This is a genomic window from Erythrobacter neustonensis, from assembly GCF_001663175.1.
Taxonomy (GTDB): Bacteria; Pseudomonadota; Alphaproteobacteria; order Sphingomonadales; family Sphingomonadaceae; genus Erythrobacter; species Erythrobacter neustonensis.
The window spans coordinates 829822-855148 of sequence record NZ_CP016033.1 but is presented as its reverse complement, the minus strand read 5'-3'; the positions used below and the strand labels follow the sequence as shown (position 1 = coordinate 855148).

Annotated in this window: 22 protein-coding genes; 14 read left to right on the top strand and 8 right to left on the bottom strand. The window is 65.9% G+C overall.

The genetic code is table 11. From position 1 onward, the window contains the following. The first annotated feature begins 43 nt into the window (after nt 1-43). Complete coding sequence (polA, locus tag A9D12_RS04010; protein WP_068350005.1) at nt 44-2896, top strand: DNA polymerase I; 2853 nt, start codon at nt 44-46, stop codon at nt 2894-2896. Nucleotides 2897-3006: 110 nt separating this feature from the next. Here the strand turns inward: polA and A9D12_RS04005 are convergent, their stop codons facing one another. Beyond that, nucleotides 3007-5313, bottom strand: coding sequence for a CDC48 family AAA ATPase (locus tag A9D12_RS04005; protein ID WP_068350003.1), 2307 nt, complete (start codon nt 5311-5313; stop codon nt 3007-3009). Between the two features lie 486 nt (nt 5314-5799). Here A9D12_RS04005 and A9D12_RS04000 point away from each other — a divergent pair, with 486 nt between their 5' ends. From A9D12_RS04000 to A9D12_RS03975, 6 genes are all read left to right on the top strand, one after another. Next, nucleotides 5800-6522, top strand: coding sequence for a CoA transferase subunit A (locus A9D12_RS04000; RefSeq protein WP_068350001.1), 723 nt, complete (start codon nt 5800-5802; stop codon nt 6520-6522). Then, nucleotides 6522-7526, top strand: coding sequence for a hypothetical protein (locus A9D12_RS14845; protein ID WP_068349999.1), 1005 nt, complete (start codon nt 6522-6524; stop codon nt 7524-7526). Before A9D12_RS04000 ends, A9D12_RS14845 begins: the two co-directional genes overlap by 1 nt. A gap of 9 nt (nt 7527-7535) precedes the next feature. Continuing rightward, complete coding sequence (locus A9D12_RS03990; RefSeq protein ID WP_068349998.1) at nt 7536-8477, top strand: 5'-nucleotidase, lipoprotein e(P4) family; 942 nt, start codon at nt 7536-7538, stop codon at nt 8475-8477. Nucleotides 8478-8549: 72 nt separating this feature from the next. Then, on the top strand, nt 8550-9203 hold the full coding sequence (locus A9D12_RS03985; protein ID WP_068353610.1) for a CoA transferase subunit B: 654 nt from the start codon (nt 8550-8552) through the stop codon (nt 9201-9203). Then, entirely contained in the window at nt 9200-10081 is an 882-nt protein-coding gene (locus A9D12_RS03980; protein ID WP_068349997.1) for an alpha/beta hydrolase, read from the top strand. Before A9D12_RS03985 ends, A9D12_RS03980 begins: the two co-directional genes overlap by 4 nt. Nucleotides 10082-10084: 3 nt before the next feature. After that, nucleotides 10085-11236: a CaiB/BaiF CoA transferase family protein gene (locus A9D12_RS03975; protein ID WP_068349996.1), complete on the top strand. Its 1152-nt coding sequence runs from the start codon at nt 10085-10087 to the stop codon at nt 11234-11236. Between the two features lie 169 nt (nt 11237-11405). Here A9D12_RS03975 and metK read toward each other — a convergent pair whose 3' ends face one another. From metK to hisS, 6 genes are all read right to left on the bottom strand, one after another. Beyond that, nucleotides 11406-12617: a methionine adenosyltransferase gene (metK, locus tag A9D12_RS03970; RefSeq protein ID WP_068349995.1), complete on the bottom strand. Its 1212-nt coding sequence runs from the start codon at nt 12615-12617 to the stop codon at nt 11406-11408. Nucleotides 12618-12715: 98 nt separating this feature from the next. Continuing rightward, nucleotides 12716-14338 carry an apolipoprotein N-acyltransferase gene (gene lnt, locus A9D12_RS03965; RefSeq protein ID WP_068349993.1) on the bottom strand — a complete coding sequence of 541 codons (1623 nt, stop codon included), beginning with the start codon at nt 14336-14338 and terminating at the stop codon, nt 12716-12718. A 5-nt stretch (nt 14339-14343) separates the two neighbouring features. Further along, entirely contained in the window at nt 14344-15174 is an 831-nt protein-coding gene (locus A9D12_RS14425; protein ID WP_082925385.1) for a DUF4167 domain-containing protein, read from the bottom strand. 272 nt (nt 15175-15446) lie between these two features. Continuing rightward, nucleotides 15447-16268, bottom strand: a complete 822-nt coding sequence (gene prmC, locus A9D12_RS03955) for a peptide chain release factor N(5)-glutamine methyltransferase (protein WP_068349991.1) — start codon at nt 16266-16268, stop codon at nt 15447-15449. Next, entirely contained in the window at nt 16265-17332 is a 1068-nt protein-coding gene (prfA, locus tag A9D12_RS03950) for a peptide chain release factor 1 (protein ID WP_068349984.1), read from the bottom strand. Before prfA ends, prmC begins: the two co-directional genes overlap by 4 nt. Before the next feature lie 115 nt (nt 17333-17447). Next, entirely contained in the window at nt 17448-18683 is a 1236-nt protein-coding gene (gene hisS / locus A9D12_RS03945; RefSeq protein WP_068349982.1) for a histidine--tRNA ligase, read from the bottom strand. Between the two features lie 104 nt (nt 18684-18787). Here hisS and ppa point away from each other — a divergent pair, with 104 nt between their 5' ends. After that, nucleotides 18788-19321 carry an inorganic diphosphatase gene (gene ppa, locus A9D12_RS03940; protein ID WP_068349980.1) on the top strand — a complete coding sequence of 178 codons (534 nt, stop codon included), beginning with the start codon at nt 18788-18790 and terminating at the stop codon, nt 19319-19321. 308 nt (nt 19322-19629) lie between these two features. Here ppa and A9D12_RS03935 read toward each other — a convergent pair whose 3' ends face one another. Next, nucleotides 19630-20007 (bottom strand): hypothetical protein, encoded by a 378-nt coding sequence (locus A9D12_RS03935; RefSeq protein WP_068349978.1) that lies wholly within the window; start codon nt 20005-20007, stop codon nt 19630-19632. A gap of 250 nt (nt 20008-20257) precedes the next feature. On the opposite strand from A9D12_RS03935, the gene lptB reads away from it, so the two are divergent. From lptB to trmB, 6 genes are all read left to right on the top strand, one after another. Then, nucleotides 20258-21037, top strand: coding sequence for an LPS export ABC transporter ATP-binding protein (gene lptB / locus A9D12_RS03930; protein WP_068349976.1), 780 nt, complete (start codon nt 20258-20260; stop codon nt 21035-21037). 174 nt (nt 21038-21211) lie between these two features. Continuing rightward, nucleotides 21212-22708: an RNA polymerase factor sigma-54 gene (gene rpoN, locus A9D12_RS03925; RefSeq protein ID WP_068349974.1), complete on the top strand. Its 1497-nt coding sequence runs from the start codon at nt 21212-21214 to the stop codon at nt 22706-22708. Between the two features lie 313 nt (nt 22709-23021). Then, nucleotides 23022-23717, top strand: coding sequence for a response regulator transcription factor CtrA (gene ctrA, locus A9D12_RS03920; RefSeq protein ID WP_054119309.1), 696 nt, complete (start codon nt 23022-23024; stop codon nt 23715-23717). Between the two features lie 294 nt (nt 23718-24011). Beyond that, nucleotides 24012-24149 (top strand): hypervirulence associated TUDOR domain-containing protein, encoded by a 138-nt coding sequence (locus tag A9D12_RS03915; protein ID WP_082925384.1) that lies wholly within the window; start codon nt 24012-24014, stop codon nt 24147-24149. Between the two features lie 3 nt (nt 24150-24152). Beyond that, nucleotides 24153-24476, top strand: coding sequence for a hypothetical protein (locus A9D12_RS03910; RefSeq protein WP_197489876.1), 324 nt, complete (start codon nt 24153-24155; stop codon nt 24474-24476). Between the two features lie 70 nt (nt 24477-24546). Beyond that, on the top strand, nt 24547-25248 hold the full coding sequence (gene trmB / locus A9D12_RS03905; protein WP_068349972.1) for a tRNA (guanine(46)-N(7))-methyltransferase TrmB: 702 nt from the start codon (nt 24547-24549) through the stop codon (nt 25246-25248). The last annotated feature ends 79 nt before the right edge of the window (nt 25249-25327 follow it).

The following is a 25327-nucleotide window of genomic DNA, read 5'->3' as shown; positions in this document are numbered from 1 at the left end:
CAAATCGCTACCCGCGCGCACAACTGCCTGCTAGCAGACTGGCATGGCCGAAAAGCAGCATCTCTATCTCGTCGACGGGTCGTCCTACATCTTCCGGGCGTATCACCGTCTGCCGCCCCTGACCAATCCCGAAGGCACCCCGGTGGGCGCAGTCTATGGCTATACCACGATGCTGTGGAAGCTCGCCGCCGATCTCGATGCCGCCGACGGGCCGACCCATCTTGCGGTGATCCTCGATGCCGGATCGATCAGTTTCCGCAACGACCTTTACGAGCATTACAAGGCCAACCGGCCTGAGCCGCCCGAGGATCTCGTCCCGCAATTTCCGCTGATCCGCGATGCCACGCGCGCTTTCAGCCTGCCCTGCATCGAAGTCCCCGGGCTCGAGGCCGACGATCTGATCGCGACCTACGCCCGCCGCGCGCAGGAGCGCGGGTGGGATGTCACGATCGTCAGTTCCGACAAGGATCTGATGCAGCTGATCGGCGAGGTCGACACCGCGAACGGGCCTGCCCGAATCGACATGCTCGACACGATGAAGAACCAGCGCATCTGGCTCGAAGAGGTCGAGGAAAAGTTCGGCGTGCGCCCCGAACTGGTGGGCGATGTGCTCGCGCTGATGGGCGATGCGGTCGACAATGTGCCAGGCATTTATGGCATCGGCCCCAAGACCGCGAGCAAGCTGATCGCCGAACACGGCTCGCTTGCCGCCGCGCTCGACGCGGCTGAGGGCATGAAGGCCAGCAAGCTCAAGGAGCGGCTGATAGAAGGGCGCGGCGATGCCGAATTGTCGCGTGTGCTGGTGACCCTGAAGGAGGATTGCGACCTACCCCAGCCGCTCGACGAGATGGCGCTTGGCCCGGTGCCGCCCGAACCGCTGGCGGCGTTCCTCGAAAAGCACGGCTTTACCTCTCTGCTGCGGCGGCTCGATGCCGGCGCGGGCAGCCCGTCGCGCACGACCGATCTCAATCCGCCCAAGCCGAGCACGGCCGGAACTGCTGCAACGGTATCGGGCGAAGGCAACCGCCAGCCGCTGCCGGACATGCCGGGCGTCGACCATTCCACCTACGAGACGGTGCAAACGCTCGAACGGCTCGAAGCATGGGTTGCGCGTGCGCGCGCCGCACAGGCCGTCGCGGTCGATACCGAAACCAGCGCACTGGATGCGATGCGCGCCGATCTCGTCGGGGTGAGCCTTGCGCTCGGCCCCAATGATGCCTGCTACATCCCGCTCGCCCATGGCGGGTCGGACATGTTTGCCGAGCGGCCCGAGCAGGTGCCGCTGAAGGAAGCGATCGCCGCGTTGAAGCCGCTGCTCGAGGATGCAGCGGTGCTCAAGATCTTCCAGAACGGCAAATACGATCTCAATGTGCTCGCCCGTCACGGGATCATGGTCGCGCCGATCGACGATACGATGGTGATCAGCTTCGCGCTCGATGCGGGGCGCGGCGAGGAAGGCGTGGGCGGCGGCCACGGGATGGACGAGCTCTGCCAGCGCCACCTTGGCCACACCCCGATCCCGTTCAAGGAACTGTGCGGCACGGGCAAGAAGGCGATCGGGTTCGGCGAAGTGCCGCTCGACCGCGCGACCGCCTATGCCGCCGAAGATGCCGATGTCACCTGGCGGCTTCACGCGCTGCTCAAACCGCGACTGGCGGCAGAAGGCGGCACGCGGATTTATGAACGGGTCGAACGCCCGCTAATCCCGGTGGTCGCCGCGATGGAACGCGAGGGCATCCGGGTGGATCGCAAGCGGCTGGCCAAACTCTCGGAAGAATTCTCGCACGAAATCGCCCGGCTCGAAGGCGAAATTCACACCGTCGCGGGGCAGGAATTCACCGTCGGCAGCCCCAAGCAATTGGGCGACATCCTGTTCGACAAGCTTGGCTACAAGGGCGGCAAGAGGGGCAAGAGCGGGCAGTATTCGACCGATGTCTCGGTGCTCGAAAAGCTGAGCGCGGAAGGCGCGCCGATCGCGCGGCTGGTGCTCGACTGGCGGCAGCTCGCCAAGCTGAAATCGACCTATACCGATGCGCTGCAGGCCGCGATCAACCCCGATACCGGGCGCGTCCACACCAGTTACAGCCTTGTCGGCGCGCAGACCGGGCGGCTGTCTTCGACCGATCCGAACCTCCAGAACATCCCGATCCGCACCAGCATCGGCCGCCAGATCCGCGAGGCTTTCGTGCCCGAACCGGGCAACGTGCTGCTCGCGGCGGACTATTCGCAGATCGAACTGCGGCTAGCGGCGCACATGGCCGATGTGCCCGCGTTGAAGGAAGCCTTCGCCGCGGGCGAGGACATCCATGCGCGCACCGCGCAGGAGATGTTCGGCGAAGTGACCCGCGACACCCGCGCGCGCGCCAAGACGATCAATTTCGCGATCCTCTACGGCATCAGCCGCTGGGGCCTTGCCGGCCGGCTCGAGGTCGAGCCGGACGAGGCGCAGGCGATGATCGACACCTATTTCCAGCGGTTCCCGGGCATCCAGCGCTATATCCACGAAACCTTGGAGAGCGTCCGGGCCAAGGGCTATTCGGAGACGCTGTTCGGTCGCAAGACATGGTTCCCGCGGATCAATTCCAAGAACCAGGCCGAACGGCAAGGCTCCGAACGCGCGGCGATCAACGCGCCGATCCAAGGCACCAGCGCCGACATCATCAAGCGGGCGATGGTGCGGATGCTGCCGGCGCTGGCCGAGGCGGGACTGGATGATGTGCGGATGCTGCTGCAGGTGCACGACGAACTGGTGTTCGAAATGCCCGAAGCGCGCGTCGAGGCCGCGACCCCGATCATCCGGCAGGTGATGGCCGATGCCGCGCTGCCATCGGTTCACCTGTCGGTGCCGCTGGGGGTCGAGATCGGGTCGGGGCAAAGCTGGGACGCGGCGCACTGACTGCGGATGACAAAGGGGGCAAAAGGGGTGTTTGACCCCGTCTTGCCCCCTTTCAGACCCCGCTTCCTATGCCTGTAAGGCAGTCGGGCGGCGATGTTTCACGTGAAACATCAGTCGTGCTTTTTCTCGCGCGTCGGGGTCAGCATGTCGGGTGACAGGAACCCGATCGGCTGCACCGCGGCCGCGCGCTTCTTGAGCTCGCCGCGCATCTTGAGATATTCGCTTTCCATCTCGGGCGTGACCGTGGCGCGCGAATCCTTGAGCGCGGCGTCGAAATCGCGCCGCTCGACTGCGGTCACCTCGCCGCCGACACGGCGCAGCGCGGCAAGACCGGCCCGGCGCACCACATCTTCCAGATCGGCGCCGGTGAACCGCTCGGTCTCGGCCGCGATTCCATCGAGATCGACATCCTCGGCCAGCGGCATCTTCTCGGTGTGGATGCCGAGGATATGCGCGCGGCCCGCCTTGTCGGGGGTGCCGACATAGACCAGCTCGTCGAAACGGCCCGGACGCAGCAAGGCGGGGTCGACCAGCGTCGGGCGGTTGGTCGCGCCGATCACGACGACCGATTGCAGCTCTTCCAGCCCGTCCATTTCGGCAAGGATCGTGTTGACCACACGGCCCGTGACCTGCGGCTCGCCCTGACCCGAGCCGCGCGCGGGCACCAGGCTGTCGATCTCGTCGATGAACACCACGCAAGGCGCGACCGCGCGGGCGCGGGCGAACAGCTTGGCGATCTGCTGTTCGCTTTCGCCATACCATTTGGACAGCAGATCGGACGACTTGATCGAGATGAAGTTCGCCTCGGCCTCCTTTGCCACAGCCTTGGCGAGCAGCGTCTTGCCGGTGCCCGGGGGGCCATAAAGCAGGAAGCCCTTGGCCGGGCGGATGCCCAGCCGGCGGAAGGCATCGGGGTTTTTCAGCGGCAGCTCGATCCCCTCCTTCAGCTTGTCGATGGCCTCGCCCGCGCCGCCGATGTCGTCCCATGCGACATTGGGCACCTGCACCATCACTTCGCGCATCGCCGATGGCTGGACGCGCTTCAGTGCCGACAGGAAATCGTCGCGGGTGACGCAGAGGTCTTCGAGCACTTCGGGCGGGATCGTGCGTTCGTCGAGGTCGAGCCGCGGCATGATCCGCCGCACCGCCTCGATCGCGGCCTCGCGGGCCAGCGCGGCGATATCCGCGCCGACGAAGCCGTGCGTCACGCGCGCGAGTTCATCGAGGTCGACCTCGCCTTCGAGCGGCATCCCGCGGGTGTGGATGCCGAGGATTTCGCGCCGGCCGCGCTGGTCGGGGACGCCGATCACGATCTCGCGGTCGAACCGGCCCGGACGGCGCAGCGCCTCGTCGATCGCATCGGGCCGGTTGGTGGCCGCGATGACGACGAGATTGGCGCGCTTTTCCAGCCCGTCCATCAGCGTCAGCAGCTGCGCGACGAGGCGCTTTTCGGCTTCGCCCGGCACCTGCGTGCGCTTGGGTGCGATCGAATCGATCTCGTCGATGAAAATGATCGCAGGCGAAGCCCGGGTCGCCTCCTCGAACACCTCGCGCAGCCGCTTTTCCGATTCGCCATAGCCCGAGCCCATGATTTCGGGCCCGTTGATGATGAAGAATTCGGCGTCGCTTTCGCTCGCCACCGCCTGCGCAAGGCGGGTCTTGCCGGTGCCCGGCGGGCCGTGGAGCAGCACGCCCTTGGGCGGTTCGACGCCAAGGCGGATGAACAGTTCGGGGTAGCGCAGCGGCAGTTCGACCATTTCGCGCAAGGCCCGGATGGTGTCCTCCATCCCGCCAACGTCGTCATAGTTGACCACCGCACGGCCATCGCGCGGGTCTTCGAATTCGGCGCGCAGCTCGACTTCGGTGTTCTCGTCGATATGGACGAGGCCCTTGGGGCTGGTCGAGGCGACCGTAAGGCGGATCTGGGTGAGCGCATAGGCCGGCGCGCGCAGCAATTGGCGCACGTCGGCGGGCATGTTCTGCACCGGCTGCTGGCCGGTGGTCGCAACCAGATCGCCGGCAACCAGCGGGCGGCCGAAGAAATTGCGCTTCAACGCCTGTGTCGGGCCTTGGAGGCGCATTTCGCGCTGCGCAGGGGCGAACACCACGCGGGTCGCGGGACGCGATTCGCCGCGCGCGATCTCGACATGCTCGCCCGAACCGCCTTGCGCATTGGCGCGCTGCAGGCCGTCCAGCCGGACCACGTCGAGCGCGTCGTCTTCGGGGTAGGCCGCCATCGCGATCGCCGCAGTAACTCGCTTGCCGCGAACCTCGACGATATCGCCTTCAGTGATACCCAGCTTCTGAAAGGCCGAGCGCGGCATGCGCGCGATCCCGGCGCCCGATTCTTCCTGCCGCGCGGGCGCGACCTGAAGCCTGACGGTGCGGGTGGGGGTGGCGGTTTCGGCGTCTGCCATCGATTGTTCCTGTCTGCCTCGGTTCGGCTGTCTAGCTAGGAACGGGTGCAGGCGAATACAATCGGCGCGCGTCGCCCGATGCGGGCAGCTGGCAGCTGCGAGCGCGCAAGAAAAAAGCCCGGCACCAAGTGCCGGGCTTGAAAAGTTTGGGAGAGGATGCCTGAAAAGGCATGCTCTAAATGCACCACACAGGGCCGTTGTGCAAGTGCGAAAAAGGGCTTTTTGATGCAAAGGATGCAACTCATTGCACAAACAGCGCAATTCTGTGCGCAAACTTGCAAATTTCTGCCCAATTTACGGGCATATGCCTAGTTGTTGCGCAAAAATCGGGCGAGCGGTAATTTTGCATCGCAACATGAAAGTTGATTCGGATTTGCCGCTGCGGCGAGGGTGACAGATCGGTCCGAATTTCCTAATCACGGGGCCAGCGGTTTCGGCTTTCGAAACCAGACCTTGCGCCACACCACAAGAGGCAAAGAACCGCCCATGACCAAGCTTTTCACCGATGCTCCCGCCGCGCTCGCCGGGGTTCTCAGGGACGACATGGTGATCGCCGCCGGTGGATTCGGCCTGTGCGGACTGCCCGAGCGCCTGCTGGACGCGATTCGTGACAGCGGTGTGAAGGGGCTGACCTTCGCCAGCAACAACGCCGGGATCGACAACGAGGGCATCGGCAAGCTGCTGCGCACCCGGCAGGTGAAGAAGATGATCTCGTCCTATGTCGGCGAGAACAAGGAATTTGAGCGCCAGTATCTGAGCGGCGAGCTCGAGGTCGAGTTCTGCCCGCAAGGCACGCTGGCCGAACGGATGCGGGCAGGGGGCGCAGGCATCCCCGGCTTCTACACCCGCACCGGAGTCGGCACCGAAGTGGCCAAGGGCAAGGAGCACAAGGATTTCGTCGGCCGCGACGGAGAGATGCAGACCTATATCCTCGAACACGGGATCTTCGCCGACTTGGCGATCGTCAAGGCGTGGAAAGCGGACGAGACGGGCAACCTGATCTTCCGCAAGACCGCGCGCAACTTCAACCTGCCTGCCGCGACCTGTGGCAAGGTGTGCGTTGCGGAGGTCGAGGAAGTGGTGCCCGCAGGCAGCCTCGATCCCGACCAGATCCACCTTGCCGGGGTGTTTGTTAATCGGATCGTCCTCGGGGCGCCCTATGACAAGAAGATCGAGTTCCTGACGGTTCGGGAGAAGGAGACCGCGTAATGAACAAGGCACTGGCTGTGTTGCCACTGGTGATGCTGGCGGGCACGTCGCTTTCGGGCTGTGTGGCCGCAGCGATTCCGGCGCTCGCGGGCTCGGCGATCCTCGGCAAGAACGTGGTCGAAGGCGAGGGAGAGGCCGCGCCCGCCGCGCCCGCCGCCAGTGACGCGGGGGCCGCGCCAATGCCGGTTCCTTCGCCCGCGACGCCTGCGCCCATGCCTGCCGCGGCACCGGCACCGGCACCAGCGCCCGTTGCCATGCCAACGCCTGTGCCCACTCCTGCTCCGTTGCCAGCGGCAACAGCTGCGCCCGCACCCGCACCCGCACCCGCACCCGCACCCGCACCCGCGCCCGCGGCTGCTGTGCCTGCACGCACTTCCTCGTTGCCATCTGCACCGACTACGCCTGCAGCTGCGTTCCCCGATCCTGCCAACCCGCTTGCCGCCGATCAGGCCGGTTTTGCGCGCTTTGTGCGTTACACGCAGGAAGCCGCGCGGCAGGCTGCGGGCGGGGCGGAGCTTCCTTCCGCCGTGCTTGCCGATCCGATCGCGGTCGATGGCAAGCGCCGGACCTGCGCCGTGGGCGAACAGCTGGTGGTTGCGATCGATCTCGATCCGGCAGGCGGCGTGTTTGCCCCGCCGGCAGTGCCGCCGCGTCTGCCCGGGCTTGCGATCGGGCTTGCGCTGCTGCGGCAGGAAGGCGTCGAGATCGCCTGGCTGTCCGACCTCACCACCACCCAGTCGGGCGCGGTGCGCACCGCGCTCGAACAATCGGGGCTCGACCCGCGCGGGCAGGACATCATCTCGCTCCGCCGCGACGAAGCCGACCTGAAGGACCAGCGCCGCGCGAGCCTTGCCGCGATCACCTGCATCATCGCGATGGCCGGAGACGAGCGCGCCGATTTCGACGCGCGCGTGCGCTATCTGCGCAACCCCGAAGCCGGGGCCGAGCTCGAACCGCTGATCGGCAACGGCTGGTTCCTGACACCCCCGCTGCTTGGACAATAGACCCCCCTTATGACGAAGACCCCGATCCTCACCGCAACGCTGGCGAGCGCACTGCTCGCCGGTTGTGCGGCAACCCCTGCGCCCACCCCTGTGCCTTCCATCGTCGCTGCCGCACCGACGCCCGCTCCGACAACGACACTGCCGGGCGATCAGGCCGCGCCCGATTCGATGCGCTGGCTGTATGGCTCGGGCGAGGCGGCGGGGGCCTCGATCCAGGCCTACCGGATGCTCGCCGATTACGCGGTCGCACGCGCCAGGACCGCGCCTGCCACGTCGGTGCTGCTCGGCCTGCCGGGCGCGGCGGGCGGGATCGGCGCGGTGTCGTGCCGCAACGCCGATGGCAGCCGCAAACCGCTCGCGGTGGTGTTCGACGCGGACGAGACCGTGATCCTCAACAGCGGGTTCGAATATTGGCAGGCGCGCAACGGCAATGCCTATGACGCCAAGGTGTGGGAGCGCTGGGAGCAGCAGGGCGCGATGCTGGCGGTGCCCGTTCCGGGCGCAGTGACAGGGCTGCGCCGGCTGCGCGAGGCGGGGATCACGCCCGTGTTCAACACCAACCGCGCCGCCGCGACCGCAGCGGGCACCGTGGCCGCGCTCGCCAAGGCGGGCTTGGGCGATGCGGTGCATGGCGAAACCCTGTTCCTGCGCGGCGACGATGCGAGCGGATCGGCCAAGGACGGCCGCCGCGCGATGATCGCCGCACGCTACTGCGTAATTGCGCAGGCCGGCGACAATCTTGGCGATTTCGCCGATGCGCTCAACGCGCCTGCGCTCACCGTCCAGCAGCGCCGCACGCTCGCCGCGCGCGGCGATCTGGCGGCATTGTGGGGCGATGGCTGGTTCGTTCTGCCCAACCCGGTTTACGGCCATGCGATCCGCGGCACGATCGACGATGTCTTCCCGGAAGGCGAACGCTGGGCCCCCGACACACCCGCCGGCGGTCAATAGCTTCGCCTTTTCCGCTTTCCCGCGCCCGCCCGCCCGGCCCGGCGCAGCCCCTTGTTTCAGGAGTTCTCCCGCATGACCACGCTTCCCACCGGCTGGACCCGCGACCAGATGGCCGCCCGCGCCGCGCGCGAATTGAAGGACGGCTATTACGTCAACCTCGGGATCGGCATCCCCACGCTGGTCGCCAACCACATCCCCGAAGGCATGATGGTGACGTTGCAAAGCGAGAACGGGATGCTGGGGATCGGTCCCTTCCCTTACGAGGACGAGGTCGATGCCGACCTGATCAACGCGGGCAAGCAGACGATCAGCGAGCTGCCGCACTCGGCCTATTTCGACAGCGCCACAAGCTTTGCGATGATCCGCGGCGGGCATATCGACCTGACCGTGCTGGGCGCGATGGAAGTGGCCGAGAACGGCGACATCGCCAACTGGATGATCCCGGGCAAGATGATCAAGGGAATGGGCGGCGCGATGGATCTGGTCGCGGGCGTGAAGAAGATCATCGTCGTGATGGACCACACCGCCAAGGACGGGACGCCGAAGTTCATCCCCGAATGCACGTTGCCACTGACCGGCGCGGGCGTGGTCGACATGGTGATCACCAATCTTGCGGTGTTCCAGCGCGCGGGCAAGGGTGAGCCCTTCCGCCTGATCGAGACCGCGCCCGGCGTGACCGAGGCCGATATCGCCGCGACCACCACCGCACATTACCTCACCGCATGAAACGCGCGCTGAGCATCGGCGGGCTTGGCCTGCTGGCCGCGGTGGGCGGGTTCCTCGCTTTCACCTCGCCGCCGCGGCTGCTCGCCTATTACGACCGGGTGACCGGCGGAACCACGGGCGCGGTGCAAGTGGCCGAAGGTGTCGCTTTCGGCAGCCATTCGCAGAAACTCGATGTGTGGGTGCCCGAAACGCGCGGGCGCGACCTGCCCGTGGTGGTGTTCTGGTATGGCGGCGGCTGGGCCAAGGGCGATCGCACCTCCTATGCCTTTGCCGGGCGCGCGCTGGCGCGGGCGGGCTTTGTCGTGGTGGTGCCCGACTATCGCAAGGTACCGGATATTCGCTTCCCCGCCTTCGTGGACGACGGGGTCGAAGCGCTGGCGTGGACGCGCGACAATGTGCGCCAGTTTGGCGGCGATCCGGGCAAGGTCGCGGTGATGGGCCATTCGGCGGGCGCCTATCAGGCGGTGATGCTCGCATTGGATGCCGAGCGGCTGGAAGCAGGCGGGATCGCACCCGATTTCATCAAGGCGGGTGTGGGCCTGTCGGGGCCATACGATTTCTATCCCTTCGACAGTCCGCGATCGATTGCCGCGTTCAGCCAATGGGAGAGGCCTGCCGAAACGCAGCCGATCACCTTTGCGCGCGCGGATGCCCCGCCGCTGCTGCTGGTCACGTCGGATGGCGACGAAACCGTGCGCCCGCGCAATGCCGACAATCTGGGGGCAAAGCTCAAGGCGCTGGGCGCGGATGCAGAGGTGAAGAATTACGGCGCGCTCGATCACGAAGAGGTGGTGATGGCGCTGTCGGTGCCGTTCCGCAACAAGGGCCCGGTGCTGGCGGACAGTGTCGCCTTCCTCAAAGCAAGGCTGGGAGAATAGGCCATGTGGCTCGATCATCCGCGCAACCCGCAGGCGCCGCTGGCGGGCCTCAAGGTGGTGGAACTGGCGCGCGTGCTCGCGGGGCCGTTCTGCGGGCAGATCCTCGCCGATCTGGGCGCGGATGTGATCAAGGTCGAAAGCCCAGAAGGCGATGGCACGCGGCTGTGGGGCCCGCCATGGGTCGAGCGCACCGATGCCGAAGGCCGCGTCCACCGCGAGGCGGCCTATTACCACGCCTGCAACCGCGGCAAACGCTCGATCATTGCCGATTTTTCGGATGCGGACGATCTGGCGCGGGTGCGTGCGCTGTGCGAACGCGCCGATGTGCTGATCGAGAATTTCAAGACCGGCACGCTCGCCAAGTTCGGGCTCGACCATGCCAGTCTGTCCGAAGCCAATCCGGGCCTCGTCTACTGCTCGATCACCGGGTTCGGCCAGACGGGCCCGCGCGCGCACGAGGCGGGATATGACTTCGTGGTGCAGGGGATGAGCGGGTTCATGTCGCTGACCGGTGAGCCTTCGGGCCATCCGGTCAAGATGGGCATCTCGATCAGCGATCTTGCCACCGGCGTCTGGGCCGCCAACGGCGTGCAGGCCGCGCTGTTGATGCGCGCGCGCACCGGGCGCGGGCAGCAGGTCGATATGAGCCTGCTCGATTGTTCGGTCGGGCTGCTGGCCAATCAGGCGAGCTATTTCTTCACCACCGGCGAAAACCCGCCGCGGATGGGCAATGCCCATGCACAGGTCGCGCCTTACGGGGTGTTCGCGGTCGATGATGGCCATGTGATCCTTGCGCCTGCCAATGACGGGCTGTTTGCCCGGTTGATGGCGGTGCTGGGGCTCGAGCATCTCACCACCGACCCGCGCTTTGCCGCCAATGGCGATCGCACCGCGAATGCGGCGGCGCTCGATGCGGAGATCGCGGCAGCGTGTGCTTCATGGAGCAAGCAGGGGCTGCTCGATGCCTGCCACGCGGCGGGGGTTCCGGCGGGGCCGATCAACCGGCTGGACGAGGTGTTTGCCGATCCGCAGGTCGCCGCGCGCGGAATGCGGATCGAGCTTGGCGGGATGGCCGGGGTGCGCAGCCCCTTCACGTTCTCGGATGCCGAACTGGCGTTCGATCGCCCCTCACCGATCCACGGCGAACACGGCTGATCGCTGCGCGCCGCCGCGATGTTTCACGTGAAACATCGATACAGGGCGGGGTCTGGAAGGGGTCTGATGCGGGTCTGGAAGGGGTCTGACCGGCGCTCGCAGCGCGCAAAAACGCTTTGGACGACCCATAAGAAAACGGCGCGCCCGTCAAAGGCGCGCCGTTCTTTTATCAGGCCAGAGCAGCCTTCAGATCATCGACCAGATCGAGGCGTTCCCAAGGGAAGAAGTCGCCATCCGCGGTGCGGCCGAAGTGACCATAGGCCGCGGTCGGCTGATAGATCGGCTTGTTGAGACCAAGGTGCGTGCGGATCGAGCGCGGGGTCAGACCACCGAGCTTGGCGATGCCGAGGATCGCCTGCTCGATCTTGTCGTCGCCGACAGTGCCGGTTTCATGCGTGTCGACATAGAGCGAGAGCGGCTTCGACACGCCGATCGCATAGGCGATCTGGATGGTGCAGCGCGTGGCAAGGCCGGCAGCGACCACGTTCTTGGCGAGGTAGCGGGTGATGTAGGCTGCGCTGCGGTCGACCTTGGTCGGGTCTTTGCCGCTGAACGCGCCGCCGCCGTGCGGGGCTGCGCCGCCATAGGTGTCGACGATGATCTTGCGGCCGGTCAGGCCGGCATCGCCATCGGGGCCGCCGATTTCGAAGCTACCCGTGGGATTAATGAAGTATTCGGTTTCGGAGAGCAGGTTGGCCGGGATCACATCGGCGATCACGCCCTTCACGTATGCTTCGAGTTCGGCCTGACGGACAGGATCGTTCTCGTCATAGCCCGCCTTGTGCTGGGTCGAAACGACCACCGCGGTTGCCGCGACCGGAACCGAGCCTTCGTAACGCAGCGTGACCTGGCTTTTCGCATCGGGTTCGAGGAACGGCGCCGCGCCCGAGTGGCGGTCGGCGGCCATGCGCTCGAGGATCTTGTGGCTGTAATAGAGCGTGGCGGGCATCAGGCCGGGGGTCTCGTCGGTGGCGTAACCGAACATGATGCCCTGGTCGCCCGCGCCCTCGTCCTTGTTCTCGCCCGCATCGACGCCCTGCGCGATGTGTGCGGACTGGGCGTGGAGGTTGTTTTCGAAACGGAAGCTTTCCCAGTGGAAGCCGTCCTGTTCGTAACCGATCCGCTTGACCGTGTTGCGCACGGTCTTCTCGATCTCGTCCTTGGCGCCTTCGGCCCATGCGCCGTTCTCGAACACGCCCTTGCAGCGGATTTCGCCCGCCAGCACGACCAGCTGCGTCGTGGTCAGCGTTTCGCAGGCGATGCGCGCCTCGGGGTCCTTCGACAGGAACAGGTCGACGATCGCGTCCGAAATCTGGTCAGCGACCTTGTCGGGATGGCCTTCGGAGACGCTTTCCGAGGTGAACAGATAATTGTGACGCATGATGTCCCTCAGGGGCTGGAATGAGCGGTCGGCGGCGGGGTAGGGCACCTTATAGAGATATAAGGAAACCTTTATGTCCCGCTTTTGTCCGCTCCGCCCTAGCCGCGCGCGCGGGCTTTCGCAAGCACTCTCGGCAAGCCCAGACCCAGCATCAGAAGCGCCGCGGCCCATGCCAGCGTGAGCGCGTGGCCCCACTGACCGAACAGCGTCGGCGCACGCGCGGCGGGCACCACGCCTTCGAGCCGTGCGGCCTTGCCCATCCCGATCGACGCGCGCACCACGCCGCCGGCATCGATCACCGCGCTGATCCCGGTGGTGGTCGAGCGCAGCACCGGCAGCCCTTCCTCGATCGCGCGCATCCGCGCCTGCGCCAGATGCTGCGGCGGGCCCCAGGTGCCGAACCAGCCGTCGTTCGATGGATTGAAGATATAGTCGGGGCGATTCGCGCGGTCGGCGACGTGGCCCGAGAACACGATCTCGTAACAGATCATCACCCCCGCCTTGCCATGCACCCCCAGGTCGAGCGTGCGCGGGCCGGGGCCGGGGAGGTAGTCGATGCTGCCCGCCACCAGCCGCGACAGGCCGAGCGGTTCGAGAATCCCGCGCATCGGCAGATATTCGCCGTAAGGCACCAGATGCGCCTTGTCGTAACCGCCCACGATCTTGCCCGCGCCATCGATCGCCATCACCGAATTGCGCGCGCTGACCGCGCCCGCGCGCCCGCTGGGCATGGTGCCGATGTCGAGATTGACCACCCCGGTCAGCAGCGTCGATTGCGCGCCGATCACGCGCCCGATCCGCCGCCGCGCCAGCAGCGGATCGCCGCCCGCGGTCATCTGGACATAGTAGCGTGTCGGATAGCCTTCCTCGAGATAGTCGGGAACGCCGCTTTCGGGCCACAGCACGATCCGCGATTCGCCGCGCGCAGGGATGGTGAGCCGGGTGAGGCGCGCGAACTGCTCCTCGAATTTCGAAGGGTCGTTGATTTCGGATTGCGGGATATGCGGTTGGACGAGGGTGTAGCGGACGCCGCCAACCGGCAGCGTGCCGACAAAGCCGGGCAAGTGCATTGCCAGACCAAGCGTCAAGGTTCCCGCTCCCGCGATAACCCAGCGCCGGCCGTTGAGCGACCAGCATAGCAGCGCGCCAAGCAGCACCATCAGGCCCGACAAGGCGTAGGTTCCGAGCCACGGCAGCACCATCGCCAGTCCCGGCGTGCTCCACGTCCCCAGCAGCATCAGGCCCAGAGGCGGCCACGGGTAGCCGGTGAACACCCAGCCGCGCAGCCACTCGGTGATGATCCATGCGCCTGCCAGCACCAGCCCGAAGGCCCACAGCGGGCGCTTCTTCGCCAGCAGGTGCGCCGCCAGCGCCGCCAGCATCGGGTAGACCGCAAGGTAGATGCACAGGAGCGGCACCGCGAGCCAGCCGAGAAACTCGGGCATCGCGGCCTGGTGCGTGAAGGCGGTGGCGATCCAGTTGTTCGCGAGCGTCAGATGCGCCCAGCCGAACAGCCAGCCGCGCGCCATCGCCTGCCGCCAGTTATCGGCGGAATAGAGCAGCCAGACAAAGCCCGCCAACGCGGCAAGGCCCAGCGGCCACAGGTGCAGCGGCGGATAGGCACAGGCCGCGATCAGGCCCAGCGCCAGCGCGGTCAGCGCGGGAAAGCGCTGCACCAGCGCCTGCGCCGAGGCTGCGCCTGCCGCCAACCGCTGTTGCACGACGCTTACTCGACGGTTTCGAGCGTGCCGGTATCGCCGCCAGCATCGTCACCGCGGATCGAGGGCGGCAGGATCGAACTGTCGATCCCGCGCGCCTCGCCATCCTCTGCCGACTTGCGCGGACGGCGGGTGCGGGCGGGCTTTTCGCTGCGCTCGGCGCTGACGGCACGTTCGGCCCGCTCGGCACGGGGCGCGCGCTCGCTGCGTTCCGGGCGGTCGGCCTGCTCGGCACGCTCCACGCGTTCGGGGCGTTCGGCCCGGTCGGCACGTGCGGGGCGTTCGGCGCGCTTGTCGCCGCGTTCGCCATCAGCGCGATTGTCGCGCGGTTTGCGCTGCTGCTGGCGGCGCGGGCCGCGATCGCGTCCCTGATCGTCGCCGCGCGCTTCGGATGCGCGATCTTCGCCGAGGAAGCTTTCGCCTTCCTGCCCCGGTTCGCCTTCGGTCACATCGGTGCGCGGTTCGGCGGCGGGCTGTTCATAGGGCGAACGGGTGGGGGTGTCGCTGCGCCGGCCGAAGTCGAAATCGTCCTCGAAATCTTCCGCGTTTTCGCGTTCGTCGTTGCGCCGCTGGCCGCCATTGTTGCCGCCGCGCTGCTCGTCCTGCCGCGCCTTGTTGTCGGCGATCACGCGGAAATAGTGATCGGCGAACTGGAGGTAATACTCCATCTGCACGCGGTCGCCGTGATGCTGGGCGTCCTGCGCCAGCTTCTTGTACTTGTCGAGCATCTGCGGGGCATTGCCGCGCGCCCGGCTGTCGATCCGGTTGAGTTGAGCGCCATTGCCGCCCTGTTGGCGATTGCCGCGACCGCGACGCCGGTTATTGCGATTAGTATTCAAGGAAGTTGTTCCTTATCAGTGACCCGGCGCCGGATCAGTCCGTGCGCGGTCAGCAGACCCCTTGCCCCAGCGTCACGTCAGGCATGATCGCTTCGGATCATGCAGCATGCCGCGTGCTCCGCGCTGCGAGCGACCGGGGGCGAGCCCTGACGGCCGTTTCAGCTTAAGTTGAGGAGCGTGACCCAGCGGTTTGCGCCCTTCGCAATCCATCCGGTCTTCGTGTGACGTAGCGATGCGAAATGGGTTTGCCAAGCCTTTGCGATGCTTTTCTCTTAACCGAGGATCAAAGCGCGCGGCCGGCCGGCCAGATCGCGGCGCAGCTGCACGGTAAACCCCGCCTCTGCCGCGAGCGTTCCCACCGCCTCGGCCTGGCCCGCGCCGATTTCGACAATCGCGGCTGCGCCTGCGTTCATCAGGGCGCGCAATTGCGGGATGAGGACGCGGTAATCGTCGAGCCCCTCGGGTCCGGCGAACAGCGCGGATGCGGGCTCGAAATCGCGCACTTGGGCGTCCAGATCGGCGTCATCCTCGACATAGGGCGGGTTGCACAGGATGAGGTCGAAGGTGCCCAGATCGTCGGCCCAGCCGGGCGCGTGCCAGTCGCCTTCGCGGATCTCTGCCCGCGCGCCCGCCAGTGCTGCCGCGTTGACGCGCGCGGCATCGACCGCAGCCCGCGAGGCGTCGATGCCGATCCCGCTTGCGCCCGGAAGTGCGGCCAGCACCGCAAGCAGCAGCGCCCCCGATCCGGTGCCAAGGTCGAGCACGCGCGCCGCATCGGGGCAGGTTTGAAGCGCAGCTTCGACCAGCGTCTCGCTGTCGCCGCGCGGGATCAGCGTGGCGGGGGTGACGCGCAGGGTGAGGCCGTAGAACTCCGCCTCGCCGGTGATGTAGGCGACCGGTTCATGCCCTGCACGCCGCGCGACCAGTGCAGCGAAGCCCTCAGGCGCAGGGTCGCGCATCGCTTTCAGCAGCATGTCCGAGCGCGAGACGCCCAGCGCGTGCGCCATCAGCAATTCGGCATCGAGGCGGGCGGTGTCGCTCGCGCGCGCAAGGGCCTCGGCCGCGGCGCGGATCGCTTCGCCGACGGTGGTCACTCCGCCAGCGCCGCCAGCCGCTTGCCCTCGTCCTCGGCGATCAGCGCATCGATCATCTCGGCAAGGCCCGGCCCGGCGAGCACTTCTTCCAGCTTGTGCAGCGTCAGCCCGATGCGGTGATCGGTGACGCGCCCTTGCGGGAAATTGTAGGTGCGAATGCGCTCGGAGCGGTCGCCAGAACCGACCATCGCGCGGCGCGCCTCGGCCTCCGCGCCCTGGGTGGCCTCGCGCTGCGCGTCATACAGGCGCGTGCGCAGCACCTGCATCGCCTTTTCCTTGTTCTTGTGCTGGCTGCGCCCGTCCTGACAGGTCACCACGGTGCCGGTGGGCAGGTGGGTGATGCGCACCGCCGAATCGGTGGTGTTGACGTGCTGACCGCCTGCGCCGCTCGCGCGGTAGACGTCGATCTTGAGGTCCTTGTCCTCGATCTGGATATCGACCGCATCGGGTTCGGCCAGCACCGCCACGGTCGCCGCCGAGGTGTGGATGCGCCCGCCACTCTCGGTCACGGGCACGCGCTGGACGCGGTGGACGCCGCTTTCGAACTTGAGCTTGGCGAAGACGCCGATGCCGGTGACGTTGGCGATCACTTCCTTGAAGCCGCCGATATCGGAAGCCGCGATGCTGACGGCTTCGACCTTCCAGCCCTGCTCGGCGGCGTATTTCTCGTACATACGGTAGAGATCGGCGGCGAACAGCGCGGCCTCGTCGCCTCCCGTGCCGGCGCGGATTTCGAGCATCGCGGGCTTGGCATCGGCGCTGTCGCGCGGCAGCAGCGCGATTGCGAGCCGGCGTTCGAGATCGGGGAGGGTGGCCTTGAGGCTGGCGAGCTCCTCCTCGGCCATCGCTTTCATCTCGGGATCGGCGAGCATTTCGGCGAGCCCCGCCATCTCTTCGCGCGCGGATTTCACTTCGGCGGCGATCTTGGCGACGGGTTCGAGTTCCGCATAGTCGCGGGAGGCGCGCACGAAAGCCTCGCCCTCGAGCGTTCCGCTCGCCATGCGCGCTTCCAGCTCCGCAAAGCGGTGCGCGATCTGGTCGAGGCGTTCGGGCGGGATTTGCATTTCTGGTTTCTCTTACTCGTCATGCTGAACTTGTTTCAGCATCCATTTTGCCGTTTCGAGCCGCGGTGCGAGCGGTGCGATGGACCCTGAAACAAGTTCAGGGTGACGAGGCAGGCTAACGATAGGCGCCGAGCACGCTCAAAACACCCGCTTCGGGATTGTCGGTGGTAATGCCGTTACCCATCGCTGGCCTCAGTGAGAGGATGACCACGGCCCCGCGCTTTACTGCCTTGTCGTAACGCTTGCGCGGCGATCCCGAGGCGACCAACTCAGCCGTAAAGCCTGCCCTGCGAACGTTGCCGATGAGGGCGATTGCTTCCCCGACACGCCCATCGTCCTCGACCACAATGACGAGGTCCGCAGGCTTCTCCTCCCGCGCCCCCACCAGCATCGCCAGCCGCTCGATCCCCGCCGCCCAGCCGACCGCAGGCGTGGCTGCGCCGCCGAGGCTTTCCATCAACCCGTCATAACGCCCGCCGCCCAGCACCGTGCTCTGGCTGCCCAATGCCGCCGCCGAGGCGCTGCCCTCGTCGGGAATGAACTCGAACGCGGTGTGGCGGTAGTAATCGAGGCCCCGCACGAGGCTTTCCGCCCGCACCCACTTCACCCCCGCAGCATCCAAGCCGCTGGTGACGGCCGCGAAAAAGGCGCGCGCCTCCTCCGACAGGAACGCGTCGATCTTGGGCGCATCGGCGAGGAAGGGCTTGTCGCGCGGGTCCTTCGAATCGAGGATCCGCAGCGGGTTCTTCTCCAGCCGCTCCTGCGATTCTTCCGAAAGCTGGTCCTTCACCGCCCGGAAATACTCGATCAAGGCCGCCCGCCACGCCTCGCGGCTTTCCGCATCGCCCAGCGTGTTCAGGTGCAGGGTCACATCGTTGATGCCAAGCTCGCGCAAAAGCTGATTCGCCATCGCCAGCAGCTCGACATCCGCCTGCGGTTCGCCTGCGCCGATCACCTCGGCGTCGATCTGGTGGAACTGGCGGTAGCGGCCCTTTTGCGGGCGTTCGTAACGGAACAGCGGGCCGTGCGTGGCCACTTTCAGCGGCGCATATTGCTGCCAGCCGTTGGCGAGAAACGCGCGCGCGATCCCGGCGGTGAATTCGGGGCGCAAGGTGAGCGATTCGCCGCCGCGATCGTCGAAGGAATACATCTCCTTCGACACGACATCGGTGGTCTCGCCCAAGGAACGCGCGAACACCTCGGTCTTCTCGAACACCGGCATTTCCAGCCGGCGGAAGCGGTAAATGCGGCGGACGCGCTCGAAGGTTTCGACCACGAAGGCGAAGGCTTCCGCCTCGGCGCCGAAGATGTCCTGGGTGCCGCGGATGGCCTGGGGTGTCTTTTTGCTCATAGCGCCGCGCGATTAGGCTCACGCGGGGTCTTTCGCAATCCTGCGCCACGCATTAAGGGCGCGCGGCAAGACCTCTTGCAAAGCACACAACAAAGAGAACAGTCATGCGCATCGACAAGATCCCCACCGGCGTGAACCCCCCCGACAACCTCAATGTCATCATCGAGGTGCCGACCGGCGGCGAACCGGTGAAGTACGAATTCGACAAGGAAAGCGGCGCATTGTTCGTCGACCGCATCCTCCACACGCCGATGCGCTATCCGGCGAACTACGGCTTCGTGCCGCACACGCTGAGCCCCGATGGCGACCCGCTCGATGCGCTGGTGATCTCGCGTTCGCCCTTCATCCCGGGCTGCGTGGTGCGCGCGCGGCCGATCGGCGTGCTCAACCTCGAAGACGAGCAGGGCGGCGATGAAAAGCTTGTCTGCGTTCCGGTGAACGAGACCTTCCCCTATTACGCCGACGTGCTGGAAACCAGCGATCTGCCGAGCATCATCTTCCAGCAGATCGAGCACTTCTTCACCCACTACAAGGATCTGGAAGCCGAAAAGTGGGTGCGCGTGGGCAAGTGGGGCAACGCCGCCGAAGCCCGCCAGATCACCGTCGAGGCGATCGAGCGTTACAACGCGGCAAAATAGGCGCTTCTGGCGGATTGATCCTCAGTGCTGTTCCCGTGGCTGGTGCCACGGGGCACCTGCGGCTCGCGCCGTGCGCTCGCGTCCCTGCGGGCCGAACGGCCGCCTGCATTGGCGGCATGTATTGGCAGTCCGCATTGACGGAATGCGCCAGGATCGGTCGCGACAGCGACCGCAAGCCCATCACGTTGATGTTCGCGCGAGTTCGGCCCGCCAGCGGCGGTCCGCAAGGCCGAACGGCCGCCCGCAGGTGCCCGAAGCGTAGCGGAGGAGCAGCGCCGAGGACGCAGCCGCGGAGGCGGCTGCGCGACCTAGAAAACGCTCAGCAGCATCTTGAAGATCAGCGTCAGCCCGAACGGCAGGCCGATCGCGAGCAGCCACAGCGCGGTCACGTCGCGGCGGAAGGGGCCGGCATAGTCGGGGTCGGCAGCCTCGGCATCGGATAACACCGCCCAGCGTTTCTCGAACCAGCGGCACACCGGGATGATGCCTGCGACCAGAACGATCAGCGCCAGATAGGGCAACGCCGAGGACGTGCCTTCGGACAGCGCCTTGATCGTCACGAAAATCTGCAGGCCGGTATAGACGAGCAGGCCATAGGCGACATGGTCGCTCATCGCCTTGCGCCAGTCGCGCGCCTGTCTGGCTGGCAGTGCGCGGCCCGTTGCGCGTAGTCCGGATTTGTCCATCTCGCCCGCTCCCACAATTTATATCGTTGCGGGGCAGTATCGCCCAATCGTCACACAGTTGCAATAAGCCGCGCGGCGGCGTGCTTTTGTTGCGCTGGATGCAAGAGATCTGGCGCAAATGCTTCGAATACGGCGCATCCTTGCGCGCGCGGATGGCCCATGCGGCTTGCACAAACGCCTAAGCAAAAATCCTGCCAATTGCGCGTCGCAGCTTACATGACTGCGCAAGGCTGCTACACACATACCCCTGATGGACAGCACGACCCTTCCCGATCCGGCCGCCGACGCCGCCATGATCCAGCCCACCGGCAGCGGGCTCGAAGTGATCTCGATCGCCAAGAGCTATGACAAGCGCGCGGTGCTGACCGACATTTCGCTCAATGTCGCCAAGGGCGAGGTGCTCGGCCTGCTCGGCCCCAACGGCGCGGGCAAGACCACGTGCTTCTATTCGATCATGGGGCTGGTGAAGCCCGATTCGGGCCGCATCCTGATGGACGGCGAGGATGTGACCAAGCTGCCGATGTATCGCCGTGCGATCCTCGGCCTTGGCTATCTGCCGCAGGAAACCAGTATTTTCCGCGGGATGACGGTCGAACAGAACATCGCCAGCGTGCTCGAACTGGTCGAACCCGACAAGACCACGCGCGCCGCCGAACTGGAGCGGCTGCTCGACGAATTCGGGCTGACGCGGCTGCGCACCAGCCCCGCGATGGCACTGTCGGGGGGTGAACGCCGCCGCTGTGAGATCGCCCGCGCGCTGGCGGCAAAGCCTTCGATCATGCTGCTCGACGAACCCTTTGCCGGGATCGATCCGCTTTCGATCAGCGATATCCGCGATCTGGTGAAGGATCTGAAGCAGCGCGGCATCGGCGTGCTGATCACCGATCACAACGTGCGCGAAACGCTCGACATCGTCGACCGCGCCTGCATCATCTATGGCGGGCAGGTGCTGTTCGCCGGAAGCCCGCAGGAGCTGGTCGCGGACGAAAACGTGCGCCGGCTCTATCTGGGCGAGAGCTTCACGCTGTGATTTTCCGGTGGGAGGTGATGTGACGATCTTTTGCAGGCCTTGGTCCACCGGGAACCAGGCCAGCCCGCTCCCCCGCCCTTCCGCCCTTGGGCATATGATCCCGGGTGGAAGGGCGGGGGAGCGGGCTGGCGGGGCGCGCAGCATTTTTCGAAGCGAAATGCGGATCGACGCATAATGGCATTAGGCCCGCGCCTTGATCTGAGGCAGTCGCAATCGCTGGTGATGACGCCGCAATTGCAGCAGGCGATCAAGCTGCTGGCGGCCTCCAACCTCGAAATCGAAACCTTCATCGCCGAGGCGCTGGAGGCCAATCCCTTGCTCGACACCGGCGGGCCGGCCGATCCGGGCGAGCCCGAGCCGATTGCCCTTGCCGCCCCTGCGGGCGAGGATGCGCCTGCCGATCAGCTGATGCTGGCGGGCGGGGGCGAGGGCGATGCGCCGCTCGATCTGGCTTCGGTCGACCGCGATTTCGATACCGGCGACGGCGCGGGGCCGGGGCTGCGCGATGCCGAATGGGGCGCGGCCGGCGCGCCGGGCACCGACCTTGCCGACCTGCCCGACTGGGAGCAGCTGCGCGCCGCCGAGGTCACGTTGTGCGAGCATCTCGAAGCGCAGGTCGGGCTCAAAACCCGCGATCCGCAGGTCAGCGCGGTCGCCCGCCGTCTGATCGGACTGCTCGACGACGCGGGTTACCTCACCACGCCGCTCGGCGAAGTTGCCGGCGATCTGGGGGTCGGCAGCGACCTGGTGGAGGCGGCGCTGGCGCTTGTGCAATCGCTCGATCCGACCGGGGTAGGCGCGCGCGATCTAGCCGAGTGCATCGCGCTTCAGGCGCGCGAGGCGGACCGCTACGATCCGTGCATGGCGATGCTGATCGCCAATCTCGATCTGGTGGCGCGCGGCGAGGTCGCGCGGCTCAAACGTCTGTGCCGGGTCGACGACGAGGATTTCGCCGACATGCTGCGCGAATTGCGCAGCTACGATCCGCGACCCGGTCTCGCCTTTGCTGCCTGCGATACGAGTTCGGTGATCCCCGACATCATCATCACCGCCAATGCCGCGGGCGGGTGGGACATCGCGTTGAACGAGGACACGCTGCCGCGCTTGATCGTCAACCGCGGCTACTATGTCGAACTCAACGCGGGCGCGACCAGCCGCGAATCGCAAGGCTGGCTGAAGGAAAAGCTGGCGGACGCGCATTGGCTGATCCGCGCATTGGACCAGCGGCAGAAGACGATCCTCAAGACCGCAGCCGAAATCGTGAAGCAGCAGGACGGGTTCTTCCGCCGCGGGGTAGCCGAACTGCGCCCGCTGACCTTGCGCGAGGTGGCCGAGAAGATCGAAATGCATGAAAGCACGGTCAGCCGCGTCACCAGCAACAAGTATCTCGCCTGCGCACGGGGCACGTTCGAACTGAAGTATTTCTTCACCAGCGGGGTCGCCTCGGCCGATGGCGAGGGCGCATCATCGGCTGCGATCAAGGCGCGGATCAAGGCGCTGATCGATGCCGAGACGGTAAAGGCGATCCTGTCCGATCAACAGCTTGCCGACATGCTGCAAAAGGAAGGTTTCGATCTGGCGCGGCGCACGGTCGCCAAATATCGCGAGGCGATCGGGCTGGGGTCGAGCGCGGAGCGCCGGCGCGCCAAGAAGATGGCCGGGGTGCGCTGAGGCGGGTCTTCGGCGCTGCTGGCCGCACAGTCTTTACCATTGCCGCACACCAAAATTGCGCCCCGCGGCTTTCGGGCGCGCCGGCGCAGACCACGCAATTATCCCTAGGTGTCCGGCGACAGGTAAACCTTTATCCCTCGCTAGGTATTGGCCGGCTGCGAGTGTGACTCGAAAGTCTCACATCAAAAAGTTAACGACCTAAACTTCTTATTAACCTTTTTTGGTGAGAAGTTGCGTGGTTAACAGGTCTCAACCTCTCCTAAGCAGGGGTTACCATGGGGCCGAAGCACCAGGGCAAGGACAGGGGATTAAGATGCGTGTTCTGCTGATCGAAGACGAACCGACCACCGCCAAGGCGATCGAGCTGATGCTCACCACCGAAGGCTTCAATGTCTATTCGACCGACCTTGGCGAGGAAGGCCTCGATCTGGGCAAGCTGTATGATTACGACATCATCCTGCTCGACCTGAACCTGCCCGACATGCATGGCTACGACGTGCTCAAGAAACTGCGCGTCGCCAAGGTGCAGACCCCGGTGCTGATCCTTTCGGGCATTTCGGAAATGGATTCGAAGATCCGCTCCTTCGGCTTCGGCGCCGACGATTACGTCACCAAGCCGTTCCACCGCGAAGAACTGGTCGCCCGCATCTATGCCGTGGTGCGCCGTTCGAAGGGCCATTCGCAGTCGGTCATCCGCACCGGCAAGCTCGCGGTGAACCTCGATGCCAAGACCGTCGAAGTGGACGGCAGCCGCGTGCATCTCACCGGCAAGGAATATGCGATGCTGGAACTGCTCAGCTTGCGCAAGGGCACCACGCTGACCAAGGAAATGTTCCTCAACCACCTCTACGGCGGGATGGACGAGCCCGAACTCAAGATCATCGACGTGTTCATCTGCAAACTGCGCAAGAAGCTGAGCCTCGCGTGCGGCGGCGAAAATTACATCGAGACGGTCTGGGGCCGCGGCTATGTGCTGCGCGACGACGAAACGGTGGTCGAAGCGGCGTAATCTGTTTTCCGCTCGCCCCTCCGGGCGAGCGTCCTCGGCGCCGTTTCAAGCCCTGCGGGCTTGAGCGCCTGCGGGGCGGCCGCGTGGCCTTGCGACCCTGTGGGCCGGAGCAATTCCATCTGCCTTGAAAACGGCTCGTGTCTTCTGGCGCGGGCCGTTTGCGTGTGGAACATCAGATGCGGCTGCGATCTTGCCTGTCTTCAATCGTGAAGAAGGACACAAGGCGATGGCAGACAATCTGAAGGCAGCGACACGGTAAGCTGGTCGAGCCACGGCGGCACCGCGCATGGCAAGGTGGTCAAGAAGCTGACCGAGGAAACCTCGATCAAGGGCCACAAGGTCGCCGCGTCCAAGGACGAGCCGCAATATCTGGTCGAAACCGACGACGGCAAGCAGGCCGCGCACAAGCCCACCGCACTCAAGAAAGCCTGATCGGTGGCGCAACAGACCTTCACCCCGACCCAGCGCATGGCCTCGGCCGCGCGCCACGGCTTGCGGCTGCACGAGAAATTCGGGCGCGGCGGCACCGAAGTCGGCGTTGCCCGGGCGCACCAGCTCGCCAACCGCGATCCGGTCAGCGAAAAGGACGTGAAGGCGATGGCGAGCTATTTCGCGCGCCATGCGGTCGACAAGGATGGCGCCGCGCATAGCTGGGGTTCGGACAAGGACCCCAGCGCAGGCTATATCGCTTGGCTCTTGTGGGGCGGCGAGCCCGGCAAGACCTGGGCCGAGGCCAAGGCCAAAAAGCTCGAAGCCTGAGGCCAGCCCGCCGCGCTTTCATGCAAAGGAAAGCTGGAGCGCGCGTGCGGATTTGCTAAGGGCCTGCCCCATGACGGCATTCAAGGAAGGCGACCCCACCACCATCTCGCGGCTTTACGGCCGCTCCGTGGGGAAGAAACTGCGCACCTATCAGCAGGGGTTGGTCGACAACCTGCTGCCCAAGATCGCCGTGCCCGCCGAAGGGCCGGTGACATCCGAGGTGTTGTTCGGCGACCAGCGCCCGCTGCATTTCGAGATCGGTTTCGGCGGGGGCGAGCATCTGGCCTACCGCGCCGACCTCCTCCCCGATCACGGGTTCATCGGAGCCGAACCCTTCGTCAACGGCGTGGCGCAGGCGCTGACGCATGTGGCCGACCAGCGGCTGGCCAATATCCGCATCCATCACGGCGACGCGCTGGAGGTGCTCACGCGGGTGCCCGATGACGGGCTGACCATGCTCTACCTGCTCCACCCCGATCCCTGGCCCAAGGCGCGCCATGCCAAGCGGCGGATGATGAACGACGGGCCGGTGCGGATGTTCGCCGACAAGCTCAAACCCGGCGGCGAATTCCGGTTCGGCACCGATCACGCGGTCTATCTGCGCCACGCACTGATGGTGATGCAGCGGCACACCGATGTGTTCGAATGGGTGGTGGAAAAGCCGTCCGACTGGCAGGTGCGCCCCTCCGGCTGGCCCGAGACGCGCTACGAACACAAGGCCCGCACCGTTTATGGGCACGAGGTCTGGTATTTCCGCTTTCGGCGGAAGTAGGCGCACTCGCCCTTAGGGTCCGGCGCGGCGATGTTTCACGTGAAACATTGCCGCCGGGCCTGCGCGAAAGGCCGGTAAA

Coding starts and splice junctions, on each gene's coding strand:
- polA (WP_068350005.1), top strand. CDS start 44: ATGGCCGAAAAGCAGCATCTCTATCTCGTCGACGGGTCGTCCTACATC.
- A9D12_RS04005 (WP_068350003.1), bottom strand. CDS start 5,313: ATGGCAGACGCCGAAACCGCCACCCCCACCCGCACCGTCAGGCTTCAG.
- A9D12_RS04000 (WP_068350001.1), top strand. CDS start 5,800: ATGACCAAGCTTTTCACCGATGCTCCCGCCGCGCTCGCCGGGGTTCTC.
- A9D12_RS14845 (WP_068349999.1), top strand. CDS start 6,522: ATGAACAAGGCACTGGCTGTGTTGCCACTGGTGATGCTGGCGGGCACG.
- A9D12_RS03990 (WP_068349998.1), top strand. CDS start 7,536: ATGACGAAGACCCCGATCCTCACCGCAACGCTGGCGAGCGCACTGCTC.
- A9D12_RS03985 (WP_068353610.1), top strand. CDS start 8,550: ATGACCACGCTTCCCACCGGCTGGACCCGCGACCAGATGGCCGCCCGC.
- A9D12_RS03980 (WP_068349997.1), top strand. CDS start 9,200: ATGAAACGCGCGCTGAGCATCGGCGGGCTTGGCCTGCTGGCCGCGGTG.
- A9D12_RS03975 (WP_068349996.1), top strand. CDS start 10,085: ATGTGGCTCGATCATCCGCGCAACCCGCAGGCGCCGCTGGCGGGCCTC.
- metK (WP_068349995.1), bottom strand. CDS start 12,617: ATGCGTCACAATTATCTGTTCACCTCGGAAAGCGTCTCCGAAGGCCAT.
- prfA (WP_068349984.1), bottom strand. CDS start 17,332: ATGCAAATCCCGCCCGAACGCCTCGACCAGATCGCGCACCGCTTTGCG.
- hisS (WP_068349982.1), bottom strand. CDS start 18,683: ATGAGCAAAAAGACACCCCAGGCCATCCGCGGCACCCAGGACATCTTC.
- ppa (WP_068349980.1), top strand. CDS start 18,788: ATGCGCATCGACAAGATCCCCACCGGCGTGAACCCCCCCGACAACCTC.
- A9D12_RS03935 (WP_068349978.1), bottom strand. CDS start 20,007: ATGGACAAATCCGGACTACGCGCAACGGGCCGCGCACTGCCAGCCAGA.
- lptB (WP_068349976.1), top strand. CDS start 20,258: ATGGACAGCACGACCCTTCCCGATCCGGCCGCCGACGCCGCCATGATC.
- rpoN (WP_068349974.1), top strand. CDS start 21,212: ATGGCATTAGGCCCGCGCCTTGATCTGAGGCAGTCGCAATCGCTGGTG.
- ctrA (WP_054119309.1), top strand. CDS start 23,022: ATGCGTGTTCTGCTGATCGAAGACGAACCGACCACCGCCAAGGCGATC.
- trmB (WP_068349972.1), top strand. CDS start 24,547: ATGACGGCATTCAAGGAAGGCGACCCCACCACCATCTCGCGGCTTTAC.